We start from the raw sequence: 12,958 nt of genomic DNA, 5'->3' as shown, positions 1-12,958 counted from the left end.
ACACTCCTCGATCCCCACTAGACCGTGGGCAGGCGTTTTCAAACTTGGATTGAGCAAAACAGTGACACAGCTTCGAGCCATGTGAGATGGCGGTCATGGAGGCACACGACGATTCTAAGCAACTTGGAATCAGGCATCCATTGATTAGGATTCGCGTGATGATATTCACTGTCGTGTCCTCCTGACGCGACGTATCGGCATCCGAACTGGCACCACCCACCAAATCCAATCAGTCACCCACCTGCCGTGATTGGTCGCAGGCGCGGCATGATCCTGTGACAACCCCCCACCGCCGCGCCCGGGCGTTTTTGCATCATGTTTCAAATCCACCACTGATCCACGAAGTGAGCAAGTCACGCGGCCATAGGGTTAATGCGCAGCAGCGGGACCCGAACATGTCGCGTTGTGCCCGGCAACAGGTGGGCTTATCGTCAATCTCGCATCCGTGCATATCCTACAAGGTGATGAGATGAGCCTCAACGAACGCGGTGCATTCTACCATCTCCTCGGTGACGCCGGTGCGTCAGTTCCCGTCATCGTCTCAATGCTCGTCATCATGTTCACGGACATTCTCATCGTGGACCCGTTAACAGCTGTCTGATCGCAGCCCTCATCGTCTGGTCAGCAGTGATATTACTCCGCGAGAGCGGAACAATATTTTCCAGCAGAGCCCTATTGATCCTGACGAAGTCCGAGCAAGCATCGCAGAACTTGATGCCGTCGTGAATATTGAAGACCTTCACGTCTGGCCCCTCTCGAGCCAGTAGTCACTCTTTTCACGCCAAGATGTACAAATATTCTAATTACTATCCAAATGCAAGATTAGGGTTGTTAAGCTGGGCTCGGAATTCTAGTAACCCTCTAGTAACAATCACCCTATTTTCACAGCTACATTGATAGGGCTAAAGCGGCAAGAGTCCTATAATGGCTGACGGACCTACAGGATCATCAGAAGAAAGTGACCACAACCACGATCACGGTCAGGGTCATGACCACAACCACGATCCTAAGAGAACACACGATCTTAGGGAAAATGAGGCTGTCCAGCTTTCAGTTCCAGAAATGGACTGTCCCTCCTGTGCCGGGAAAGTCGAGAACAGCGTCCAGAAGCTAGATGGAATCGAAGACATTGATCCCCAAGTGACGGCTGGAACGCTGACCGTCGCCTACGACGACTCGCAAACGTCAGCGGAGGCAATTAAAGAGCGTGTTGAAAAAGCGGGGTATAACGTTGAGACTGATGCTAGTGAGGAAACGGTGACATTCACCGCTCCTGAGATGGATTGTCCGTCCTGTGCTGGCAAGATCGAGAACGCACTCAACCAAATTGACGTCGTAACCTACGATACACAACCAACCACTGGGAATGTCGTCGTGACGTACGACTCGTCATCACTCTCCGTAGACGATATCGCCAATGCGATCAAAGGGGCTGGCTACGAGATCACCGACTCCTCGTCAGAGAAAGATCCTCATACTGACAACGGTCCAGCCGGGCGTGAGAGCGTCTGGACCAGTTCGCGTGCCATCAAAACGTGGATCAGTGGTGGATTTGTCACACTCGGTCTCCTGTTCGAGTTTCTCATTACCAGCCAGAACGCCTTGCTGGCGACGGTTGTTGGCCGTGAGTTATTCGTCGCAGACATTCTCTTCCTCGTCGGCATCGGGATCGCCGGCCAGGTGATCTTCCGCAACGGCTACTATTCGCTTCTCAACCGGAACCTAGATATCGACCTGCTGATGTCGATCGCCATCGGCGGTGCTGTCACCGCGGGGCTCGCGTTTGGGAAGTCGCTCTACTTCGAGGCTGCGACGCTGGCGTTCCTCTTCAGCGTCTCCGAACTCCTCGAGCGGTATTCGATGGACCGCGCCCGTAACTCCCTACAAGAGCTGATGGACCTCTCGCCAGACGAGGCCACGGTTAGACGTGACGGTGACGAAGTCACGGTTTCCGTCGACGAGGTATCCGTCGGTGAGACCGTCGTCGTCCGGCCCGGCGAGAAGATTCCACTAGACGGCGATGTTCGTGAGGGCGAGAGCGCTGTCAACCAGGCGCCGATCACCGGCGAAAGCATTCCCGTCGACAAGACGCCCGGCGACGAGGTGTTCGCCGGAAGCATCAACGAAGAAGGGTATCTCGAGGTTGAGGTCACTTCGGAATCCGGCGATAACACCCTCTCGCGGATCGTCGAAATGGTCGAAGACGCCCAAGCGAACAAGACTGAACGAGAGCAGTTCGTCGATCGGTTCTCGGCGTACTACACGCCGGTCGTCGTCACGTTCGGTGTCCTTCTCGCGCTCGTTCCACCGTTACTCTTCGGCGGATCGTGGGTTACCTACATCGTCTACGGACTGACGCTGTTCGTGCTTGCCTGTCCGTGTGCATTCGTCATTTCGACGCCGGTGTCCGTGGTGTCGGGTATCACCAGTGCTGCGAAGAACGGCGTCCTCATCAAGGGTGGGAACTATCTCGAGGCGATGGGTGACGTCGACGCCATCGCGATGGACAAGACGGGTACTATCACAAAGGGCGAACTCACCGTCACCGATGTCATCCCCCTCAATGATAACACCGAGGACGATGTCCTACGGTGTGCTCGCGGACTCGAATCGCGGAGTGAACACCCTATTAGCGAAGCCATCATCGACAGGGCGGCCGACCGGAACGTCGGTGACCGCGACGTCTCGGACTTCGAGAGCCTCACTGGGAAGGGAGTTCGCGCAGACCTTGATGGGACGACCCACTACGCTGGCAAACCAGGGTTGTTCAAGGAGTTGGGATTCGACCTCGGCCACGTCCACGCTGCAACCGACGGCGGCATCGTCACCCAAAAAACCGAGCAGATCTGCGAAAAGAATCGGTGTCTCGATCTGCTCGAGGGTGTCGTTCCTGACCTCCAAGCCGAGGGGAAAACGGTCGTCTTAGTCGGCACCGAAAATGAGCTCGAGGGGATAATCGCCGTCGCCGACGAAGTCCGCCCGGCGGCAAAGCGTACTATCGAACGACTTCACGACCTCGGCATCGAGCAGATTATCATGCTCACTGGCGACAACGAGCGTACTGCTCGTGCTATCGCCGCAGAAGTTGGCGTCGACGAGTATCGAGCTGAACTCCTCCCAGACGAGAAAGTCGAAGCTATCCAGGAACTCGATGACCAGTACGGCGGCGTTGCGATGGTTGGCGATGGCGTCAACGATGCACCGGCACTCGCGACGGCAACGGTCGGCGTCGCGATGGGTGCCGCGGGAACGGATACGGCGCTCGAAACGGCAGACATCGCGCTCATGGCCGACGATCTCACAAAACTCCCGTATCTCTATGAACTCTCGCACGACGCTAATAGCGTCATCCGCCAGAATATCTGGTCGAGTCTCGCCGCCAAGTCCCTCCTCGCGCTGGGGGTTCCGTTTGGTCTCGTTCCTGTCTGGGCAGCAGTTCTCATCGGTGATGCTGGTATGACGACCGCCGTCACTGGGAACGCGATGCGGCTGTCACGTATCTCCCCTGAAAAGCTACTCGATCGATCGCCGACGCAGAGCGACCATCCAGATAAGGGTGAGAGCTTCAATGAGTGACTTTCCGCCACGGACAACCATCAAGCGGTGGCTGGTGACAACCAACCATAAGGACGTCGGGATCCTCTATCTGGGGACCGCGCTGTTCTTCCTCATCGCCGGCGGCGTCCTTGCACTGTTATTCCGCATCCAGCTGTGGGAGGCCGGGGGGACCGGCTTCCTCACGAACACCGAGTATAATCAGGCAGTTTCGATACACGGCCTGTTGATGGTGTTCTGGTTCATCTCGCCGTTTGGCTTTGGGTTCGCGAACTACGTCGTCCCGCTACAGATCGGTGCGAAAGACCTCGCATTCCCGCGTCTGAATGCACTGAGCTACTGGTTCTACCTCTTCTCAGGACTACTCGTCCTCGTCTCGTTCTTCCAAGGTGTGACATGGGCAAACGGCTGGTACATGTACGCACCGCTGAACGTTCCCATCTATAATCCTGGCTACACGCTGACGATGGGCGGGAACACAACAATCCTCGCACTGACCCTGTTCGTCCTATCGACTACCCTCAGCACGGTAAACTTCCTGACGACGATACATCGCTACCGTGCTGAGGGGCTCGGTCTGTGGAACATGCCGCTGTTCACGTGGGGTATCCTGCTGACGGTCTGGATGATGCTGTTCGCCTTCGCGGCACTGCTAGCCGCACTCATTCTTCTGCTGACCGACCGCCTCTTGCTGACCCAGTACTACTCCGCGACACAACAGGGATCGAGCCTGCTGTGGGCGCACCTATTCTGGTTCTTCGGCCATCCAGAGGTGTACATCGTCTTCTTCCCCGCACTGGGGATCATGTTCGAGACATTCCAAACGTTCACCGGGCGACGACTAGTCGGCCGGAAGTGGGTCATTATCGCGATGGTCCTCGTCGCAGTGCAGTCGTTCCTCGTCTGGATGCACCACATGTTCTTATCGACGATCAACCTCCCGATCAAGACGCTCTTTATGGCGACAACGATCGGAATCTCGCTGCCGTTCGACCTGATGGTCTTCTCGATGATCTATACAATGGTCAAAGGTCGCATCCGGTTTACGACGCCGTTCCTGTTTAACCTCGGTGCACTCGTGTTGTTCATCCTCGGCGGGATCACCGGCGTCTTCCTCGGTGCGGTCGTCCTCGACTACGAGTTCCGCGGGACCTACTGGGTCGTCGCTCACTTCCACTACGTGATGGTCTCCGGCGTCACCGCACTGTTCGGCGGCCTCTACTACTGGTGGCCCAAGATCACCGGGAAGATGTACGACGAACGGCTCGGGAAGCTCAGCTTCGCCGTCTACTTCCTCGGCTTCAACCTACTGTATTTCCCGATGTTCCTCGCGTGGGAGACGCCGCGGCGCGTCTTCAACTACGCCGAGAGCGCACAGATCTACCACCAGATCGCGACCGTCGGGGCGTTTGTCCTCGGTGCGGGAGTGTTGCTCGTGTTCATCACGCTCGGGAAGAGTCTGCTGTCCGGCCCCGATGCGCCGGACAACCCGTGGACGTTCTCGCGAACCGCCGAGTGGGCGATCCCCTCGCCCCCGCCGCTCGAGAACTGGCCGGACCGGCCGAGTTACGCCAGCGGGAAGCTCGAGTTTGTCGACGATAGCTCGTCGGCCGCGACCGACGGCGGTGCAGCGGCACACGAACGAATCGGAGAGGGTAAGTCGCTCGAGGAGGACCACGAGGACCACGCGAGCATTTGGCCGTTCGGCATCGGCGTCGGTATGTTCGTCATGTTCTTCGGACTATCAGGACTGACCCCCTATGTCGCCGAGTTCGCCACCTCACGCGGGGCAGATCTCGCTGGCCAGACGGCGGGACAGCAAAATATACTCTACCCCACGCTCTCGCTTGTCGGTGCTGCCATCCTTCTGGGAGCGCTCTTCCAATACGGGCGCGAGGAGTTCAACGCGCCCGACATGGAGATTGCCGAGCGCTGGCCGTTCGAGGGCGTCGGCACGACGAAGACCGGCGTCTGGTTCTTCTTAGCCTCTGACGTGGTTGTCTTCGGTGCCATCATCGGTGCGTATATATTTATGCGTGTGTACATTGGATGGAATGAAATTGGAGTCGTGCCGCCCTCGGAAATCATCGGTCTGATCAACACCTACGTCCTGCTCACCTCAAGTTTCACCGTCGTCATTGCTTTGGTAATGGCCGAACGCGGGAATAAGAGAGGGCTATTGGCATCATTGGGGACGACCCTGTTGCTTGGTCTGACTTTCCTTGCGATCAAGGGCTATGAGTGGAGTCAAGAGTTCGCTCACGGGATCTACTGGTTCACCGACCTCCAGTACTCAATGTACTTCGTAACAACAGGCTTACATGCATTACACGTCATTCTCGGCCTGTTCATTGCGGCGTTCATGATCTACCGAGTCGTGACCGTCGATGCCTATCTCGAGGACAACCGCCCAGTGGAGTACTTCGGGCTTTACTGGCACTTCGTCGACATCGTCTGGGTCTTTCTCTTCCCGCTATTCTACTTGATGTAGTGGCTCATCGCTACGCAGGTACCTTTTCTCACTGTTTGCGGTTGAACATATTAACTGAGTTTCGTAGAGGGGTCATAGAACTCTTTTCATACTGAATGATTGTGCTTCTTGGATTGCCTCCGTGTTCGGAGTTGGTGATGATGACGAGCTGAAGCAAGGTGGAAAATCGAATGGAGGTGTTCCCAAAAACAATATAACCGACTCAAATCACAGTACCCAGAATATTATCACGATAAGATATAGAAGATACACCCCATCAAGGGCCAAAACCTGCCAGCGCTCAAAACCATGTTCACCGACCGAGCCGAAGTGAATGAGTAAACCGAACGTCGCTGCCACAATGGCCACAAAAGTGAGGTTCACCCAGTACAACTGGAAATTATCGATCGGGACGGTAACAACAGCTAGCGGGAGGAACGCCACGGTCATCGTCACAGCGTTATCGCCGATGACGCTCGTCGTCCCGGCGGTCACCTGGCCACTTTTGACGACGCTTCTGGTGGCAAAGATTTCGGGGAGTGCCGTGACAATCGCCGTAATAAACAATCCTCCGATGAGCCGGGTGATTCCCAGACCGGCCACGATGTTCTCTGTTGCACGGACGGTTGTATATGCTCCCGCGGCGAGTGCGATTAACCCAGCAACAGCGAGACCGATCTCTTTTCTCTTCCATTCAACATCCTCTGGAGAAGAACGGCCACGCATGAATGCCTGTCCCAGAGATACGAGGTACGCCGCACCCATAACCACCCCGTCCAACGGTTGAAGCCCTCGAACTGGTTCGGGTACTGTGAGGATGGCGACGAGGGCAAGTATTCCTAAGTACGGCACGGTGAGGACGTGGACTGCATCACGACCAATACGGAGCAAATTCTCCTGCCGGTGCTGTTCATGGCCTGCTTCTAGCCTGTTAGACTGGCCAGTGGATCCATTACTGCCACTATCGTCATTCTCACCGTTTCCGCCCCCAAACTTTCTGTGCGAGACACAAAGTAGGCAGTCGTGACGATGAGGGGAACGGAGACGATGTTGGACCCGAGCATCATTCCGAGACCGATATCTGAGACTCCTCGGTAAGCACTGATGGTATTAATACCGATTTCAGAGCCAGCAGCGGCGATCCCGACGAGTGCACCACCTGCAACGGCGGTCAGACCCCACTGGCGGCGGACCTTTTTGAGTGGTGCACTTAGTTTGTCAGCCCCCCAGTGAGCGACGAATGCACCGATAACGAGAACACCAGCCCAGATGAGGAGTGGCATTTGGACCATTTGGAGGTACTATGTTTACCTAATAGAGCGCACCACATACGTGTTATCCGGATATCCATCACACAAAACTGCGATCTTCTGGAAATATACTAAGCAAAAGCGATGAAAGCGGAACCCGTATGAGCGATAATTCTATGACCTCATCAGTCGTCGCCCTGACGGGAGACAGGAAGCCGAAAGTTGATCCCGGCGTCGCTGAGCTGCCATCTGATCTCGAGGCCAGCCCAGAACAAGCCTGTCAGTAGTGCAATCCCAATAGCAGCGAACTCAGATTGGCCTATCCAGACCGGACTTACGAACAGGAGGGCATTGTAGATCCGATGCGGAAGAATCGTCTCGATGAGTCCACCGAGGAACTCGAGCGGTTCGAAGCCGAACAACCCGTCGCTGCCGTCGTCACCGTCGCCGCCGGTCTCGGCCGCGGTGCGTGACTCAAGGTCGAGCGCGGCCGCACTCTGCCCACCCGTGCTTTCGTCGCCGGTCTCGAGACGTTCTGCCTCGTAAGGGAGCGTGGACGGGACCTGCCAGACAATATCGCCGGACTGATTGACTTCTATCACTCGGTTGCCGTGGGTGTCGGAGATCAGCGTGTTGCCGTTCGGAAGTCGGTCGGCGTCGCGAGGCCACTGAATACGGTCGTCCTCCCACTGCCAGGTTCGGTTCCACTCGCCGTCCTCGCGCTGGAACTCTTGAACGCGGCCGTTCTCAGAGTCGGCGACGACGATGGCCGGCCCGCCCTCACTCTCAGAGATGTAGTCGGGGTTGTGCTGTTCATATTGGATATCGTAGTCGTTCTCGCTTCCAAGCGTCCAGTTCCCAAGCAGGCCCTCTTTTCGATCGAGAAAGACAACCTGATCCTGATTTCGGAGACTGACCATGATTCGACCCTCCATTTCTCCTGATTCGATGTATTCGACGTCATTAATATGGGCCCAGTCGCGAGGGTACGAGCCGCCTTCCTCAACGGGGAAGTCGCTCTGTGCATCCCAAAGCCAGTCAACGACCTCCGTCTCGGTGTTGACGATGAACACCTGGTCCGAGACCATATCGGCGACGACGACGTGGGTCTCATTGAGACGATCCGCGTCATGCCACTCACCGGCGTATTCCTTGTAGTCGTAGCGCTCATAGATGACCTCAACCTCCCCAGTCTCGAGGTCAGCTCGTTCGATAACGTTCCGGGTACATGGCGGGTTGCCACAGGTGGGACCTTCCGTGTGGATCGTATCTGTAGCGGTGTACTCAACGGTCAGGGGATCTCCCTCGACGGGGTCAACATCGAAGTACTTCGTCCGCGTATTGTTGTAGTAGAGGACTTCTCCGTCAGGCGCGTAAGCAGTAATCGTCCCAGCTCGTCCTGATTCAGTGACAACAGTGTGATTCTCCGTCGGCGGTGCCTCCGGGACATCGTCCTTTGATGCCGTCGAAATTCCTCCTGTCGATGCGCTAGCGACCACAGTCGCCGAAAGGAGGATAATAACGGCGAAGGCGACCCGGAGTCGGTTCCGCGAGAGTAACGATCGGACGTGAGCGAGCGAGCGACGTGATCGATCCATCACGGTTCAGTTCTCCACAAGAATAGGAGCGCTGGCTGAGGTTCCATTGCTCTTTGTTTTCGAATGGAGATACTAGTATCTTTTTGCATTCCTTCGCGACTGTGGATCCACTTACTAGAATATAGATCTCAAAGGGACACCCTATGGCGAATCCGCCACCTACCAACAACGGTATCAAGACTGACCTAATACGTTCCTGCTCAAGAAGTTCGCAATAGAATTCGTCATGGGCGGTTGATCTCTGGCACGTGAAGGTTGTTTGAGGCGAAAGTTATACTTCCTATCCTGACCAGACAAGCGCATAAATAAACGTGAACAGGAAGTAGACGAGGAACACGGAGATGGCTGCCTTGAAGTGAAACGTGAAGAGTTCGTACTCCTCGTCGTCGCGCTCCTCATCAAATGCCTCACGTTCGACATCAGAACACTCCTCAGTATGATCGATGCCTCTGTGAAACGTCATAGAGCGCTTGGACCGGAACGGCCGCTCACAGTAGGGACAGGTCTCGCCTTCGTCCGTCGGCACCTTGTACTCCCGTTCGATCACGTGATCGGTCGCCATTCGTTCGACTGTTGTAATGGCGTGATGAAATGCTTGCCGTTTCGAAAACCTCACGTATCGTATTCGTCTAGTGGCCATCCCACTTTAACCTTGGACCAGTCAGTTCGGGATGTACGGCGGATTCATTGTTCCTTGTGAGACGAGATAGAGGCTCACCATCGTGAAAAAGATCATGACGACGATGAGCGGGTACTGACTCCTGATCGCCTGGAGCTTTCCAGGAAACAGTTCGAAGGAGATAGTGTGTGCGATCCACACTGCGAGGACGTGGCCGAGCAGAATGCCAGCGATCTCGATATAGTTGAACCAGCCTGGCAACGCATATCGGGTCGGGTTCGGCGGCGGGTCCAATGGCATCGCCAAGGCGTCAAGCAGCGACGGCCATAGCGAAACTCCGAACCCGACGTAGTGCGCGAGGTGATAGCCGGCCGCGATGGCCAGCAATGGCGTGGCGAACCGAAGCCCGAGGTATCGACGGGAGAGATAGGTCTCGGCCCGCTCGCGGGTCCGGTCGATTGCGGTCCAGTATACCTTCCAGAACAGGCCGAAGCCACCGACGAGAAACGCCAGATAGACAAGTAAGGGAGGTACACCAAGCCCGACGAGGAATTCAATGGTCTGGACACCTAGTGGAGTGACTATGAATCCGCTGTAGGTTAGTTCCCACACTAGCGCGAGTACAAACGCTACAAGAGAGGTGTCGGTGACGAGGTCTGCATCGCTCAACCGCGATCCAGGGTACCGCAGTTCGAACCCATTCTCGGTCCGTTGGATCGGCGCAACAGCCCCATAGCACCGAAACCATAATGAGAGAGGATCACCACGCTGGAACCACGTTTCCGGCGAAAACACGACCGCACCTGAGAGTGTAAATAGCGAGTAGAAGCCAAGTACAAGCAACAATATAGTCGGCGATGATGTCAAAGGAGCAATAACCTCAAGACCGACAAACGTCAATAATGCCACCACAGCAGGCCAAGAGCCGCACGACGTGGGATAGGATTTGTAGCCGGTTGGGAGTGCTTTAGCAATTTGTCGCCATGGGTTAAGTGCTGGCCATGGGTTCCCGACAGTGTATGCGATAATCGTTAGCAGAGTACGCCCACCAACGAACGTCACTAAGACAGTTGCGCTGACTAGTCCGATGTTCGGCCCGGCGACGCCAGCGACGAAAATAAGCACAAGTCCAAGAATACCAATTACTCCAAGTAAGAGTGATCCTGCAGTCAGTAATCGGTCTGTGGACGCTCTGATTGCACGATTATGATATGTACCGATCATCTCACGGTCAGTGACAAGCATTGTCAACAATGCCGAGGCGCCGACGGTACCGCCGCCAGTCGCGAGATATAGCCACGTTGGGACGGTGACGTCAGTGTCACCTGCGGAGAGGCCTGAAGCTGTCATGCTCGCAGCAACGACACCGACGCTAGTTGTGAGGACCGTGAACGTGAGGATTAGGGCAATACTGGTCCGGCGAGCAAGAGCCGAACGGTTACTCATTGGATGATAGTTTATACTGGTGGCCCATTTACGTGTCGTTTCTATGCAGGCGCAAAGGTTTATATACATGTCACGAAGCGCTAACTATTTTTCACCAAAATATGGTGGCCATGATTTGATCTATCTACGGTTGAAAAGGTAGTATGACGATGGAATTGATTCTAAAACACTTTATGGGATCTCTATCCAAGAGCCTTTATCCAGACCGTGTGAAGATCCACTCATGTCAATCGGGTATCTCTCCGAGAGAATTTCGACTAAATGGGTAACTATCGTCGCCATCCTATTTGTGAGTTTAATATATGCATTCTATATGAGACAAATTTTGCCTTGGATACTTGGTCTTGTAGAGTTATCAGTCATCTCCGCAGTTATAATCTTGATCTACAAACTTCAAAGAGAAATTGATTAAAACTTATAGTTTAGGGAAGACTCAATGTCCCTTGACAGCTATTGGCTCAACGCTTTCAAATGAGCTTCTGTTTATAGAGATTCAAGGAGAATACCCGCGCCTTTAGGCGCGGGATGAATCCGACAACACCTCCACAGTCCACCGTCGATTGCAAGGCTGGATATTCCACCGTTCTCAATCTATACCTTTACAAGAAAAGCGAGTATAAGTGCTTATACAGGCGTTCAGAATGCTGGAAGTCCATCGCACCCACCGAGCGAAAATCCGCAACCATTCACAGGTAGTGGACTCGCTTGACCGACACGGATGGTCGGCCAGCAAGCTTTGGAACGTCGCCAACTACCACTCCCGAGCAGTCTGGGAGGACACGGGCGAGATTCCCGACCACGGAGACCTCAAAGACGAGGTGAAGACACACCCCAAATACAAGGGACTGCACTCGCAGTCCAGTCAGCGCGTTCTGGAGGAACTCGCTGAAGCCTTCAACTCATGGTACGGGAAGAGGAAGTCCGACAGTCGTGCGAATCCGCCCGGCTACCGTAAACGCAATTACTACGACGATGACGGCAACCGTGTCCACGAGGAACACCCACGCAGTACGGTGACGTGGAAACAAAACGGCATCCGACACGACACGAAGAACAACCGCGTCCGTCTCTCGAAGGGTGCGAATCACAAGGAACACCCGAAAGCGTGGGAATACATCCTTGTCGAGTACGAGACACGGCCCGGCGTCACCGTCGAAAACCTCCAACAGGTTCGTGCTGTCTACGACAAGGCGAAGGGTCGGTGGGAACTGCATCTCGTCTGCAAAGGCGAAATCGAGACACCCGTCGCCCCCGGTAACGAGTCGGCAGGTATTGACCTCAGCATCTGCAACTTCGCCGCTGTCGCATACAGCACCCAAGAAGCTGACTTGTACCCCGGAAACCGCTTGAAGCAGGACGGCTATTACTTCCCGAAGGAAATCGCTAAGTGCGATGATTCAGGTGGTGGTGAGGCCACCCGGCTTCACCACAAGTGGTCGGAGCGCCGAACCCACTTCTTCCACAGTCTCGCCAAGCACATCGTTGAACGGTCTGTCGAGAAGGGAGTCGGTCGCATCAACGTCGGAAAACTCGCTGGTGTCCGTGAGGACGAGAACGGCGAGTCGAAGAACTGGGGCAAACACGGGAACCTTGACCTGCATAGGTGGGCATTCGACCGCTTCACCTCGATTCTCACGTACAAGGCAAAAGCTGAGGGTATCGAAGTCGGAGATGTGTCCGAACGCGACACGAGCAAAACGTGTTGCGTCTGTGGTAGAGAAGCCGACAGTCAACGTGTTGAACGCGGCCTGTACGTCTGCGAAGAGTGTGACGCGGCGTTCAATGCTGACGTGAATGGGGCGGAGAACATCCGTCTCGACCTCAACGACGAAAGTAACTCCGAGTCTTCCGGGCAATTGTCCGAGGATAGGAGTACCGGCTGGTTGGCACAGCCAGCAGTCTACCTTCACGACTTGTCCAGCGGAGTCCAACCGCAGGCACAAGTAGTAGACTGCAAACCCTAATATCCCAATCTAGCGGCGCAGTACCGTGGGATTCCCGCGTCTTCAGGCGCGGGAGG

At 55.3% G+C, this 12,958-nt stretch carries 9 protein-coding genes; 4 read left to right on the top strand and 5 right to left on the bottom strand.

What is annotated here, in order from left to right; genetic code table 11:
• Positions 1 to 445 precede the first annotated feature (445 nt).
• From NDO75_RS25935 to NDO75_RS25925, 3 genes are all read left to right on the top strand, one after another.
• Complete coding sequence (locus tag NDO75_RS25935) at positions 446 to 601, top strand: hypothetical protein (RefSeq protein ID WP_310909445.1); 156 nt, start codon at positions 446 to 448, stop codon at positions 599 to 601.
• Between the two features lie 323 nt (positions 602 to 924).
• Positions 925 to 3,576, top strand: coding sequence for a heavy metal translocating P-type ATPase (locus tag NDO75_RS25930; RefSeq protein ID WP_345784930.1), 2,652 nt, complete (start codon positions 925 to 927; stop codon positions 3,574 to 3,576).
• Complete coding sequence (locus tag NDO75_RS25925; protein WP_310909444.1) at positions 3,569 to 6,046, top strand: cbb3-type cytochrome c oxidase subunit I; 2,478 nt, start codon at positions 3,569 to 3,571, stop codon at positions 6,044 to 6,046. The genes NDO75_RS25930 and NDO75_RS25925 overlap by 8 nt, the downstream gene beginning before the upstream one ends.
• A gap of 207 nt (positions 6,047 to 6,253) precedes the next feature.
• On the opposite strand, the gene NDO75_RS25920 is transcribed toward NDO75_RS25925, so the two are convergent.
• The 5 genes from NDO75_RS25920 to NDO75_RS25900 all read right to left on the bottom strand — a co-directional run bounded on the left by NDO75_RS25920 (position 6,254) and on the right by NDO75_RS25900 (position 10,938).
• A complete protein-coding gene (locus tag NDO75_RS25920; RefSeq protein WP_310909443.1) occupies positions 6,254 to 6,916 on the bottom strand; it encodes a sodium/calcium exchanger protein in 663 nt (220 codons plus the stop codon).
• 32 nt (positions 6,917 to 6,948) lie between these two features.
• Complete coding sequence (locus tag NDO75_RS25915) at positions 6,949 to 7,308, bottom strand: hypothetical protein (RefSeq protein ID WP_310909442.1); 360 nt, start codon at positions 7,306 to 7,308, stop codon at positions 6,949 to 6,951.
• A gap of 152 nt (positions 7,309 to 7,460) precedes the next feature.
• Entirely contained in the window at positions 7,461 to 8,876 is a 1,416-nt protein-coding gene (locus NDO75_RS25910; protein ID WP_310909441.1) for an aryl-sulfate sulfotransferase, read from the bottom strand.
• A 277-nt stretch (positions 8,877 to 9,153) separates the two neighbouring features.
• Positions 9,154 to 9,435, bottom strand: coding sequence for a hypothetical protein (locus tag NDO75_RS25905; RefSeq protein ID WP_310909440.1), 282 nt, complete (start codon positions 9,433 to 9,435; stop codon positions 9,154 to 9,156).
• 99 nt (positions 9,436 to 9,534) lie between these two features.
• Positions 9,535 to 10,938 (bottom strand): hypothetical protein, encoded by a 1,404-nt coding sequence (locus NDO75_RS25900; protein ID WP_310909439.1) that lies wholly within the window; start codon positions 10,936 to 10,938, stop codon positions 9,535 to 9,537.
• Between the two features lie 641 nt (positions 10,939 to 11,579).
• Here NDO75_RS25900 and NDO75_RS25895 point away from each other — a divergent pair.
• Positions 11,580 to 12,902 (top strand): transposase, encoded by a 1,323-nt coding sequence (locus NDO75_RS25895; RefSeq protein WP_310909438.1) that lies wholly within the window; start codon positions 11,580 to 11,582, stop codon positions 12,900 to 12,902.
• The last annotated feature ends 56 nt before the right edge of the window (positions 12,903 to 12,958 follow it).

The organism is Natrinema sp. 1APR25-10V2 (assembly GCF_031626495.1).
GTDB lineage: Archaea > Halobacteriota > Halobacteria > Halobacteriales > Natrialbaceae > Natrinema.
This window is presented reverse-complemented; position numbering and strand designations above follow the sequence as displayed.

Bases quoted from the DNA above. Each gene is read 5' to 3' on its own strand.
- NDO75_RS25930 (WP_345784930.1), top strand. From the start codon at position 925: ATGGCTGACGGACCTACAGGATCATCAGAAGAAAGTGACCACAACCAC.
- NDO75_RS25925 (WP_310909444.1), top strand. From the start codon at position 3,569: ATGAGTGACTTTCCGCCACGGACAACCATCAAGCGGTGGCTGGTGACA.
- NDO75_RS25915 (WP_310909442.1), bottom strand. From the start codon at position 7,308: ATGCCACTCCTCATCTGGGCTGGTGTTCTCGTTATCGGTGCATTCGTC.
- NDO75_RS25905 (WP_310909440.1), bottom strand. From the start codon at position 9,435: ATGGCGACCGATCACGTGATCGAACGGGAGTACAAGGTGCCGACGGAC.
- NDO75_RS25900 (WP_310909439.1), bottom strand. From the start codon at position 10,938: ATGAGTAACCGTTCGGCTCTTGCTCGCCGGACCAGTATTGCCCTAATC.
- NDO75_RS25895 (WP_310909438.1), top strand. From the start codon at position 11,580: ATGCTGGAAGTCCATCGCACCCACCGAGCGAAAATCCGCAACCATTCA.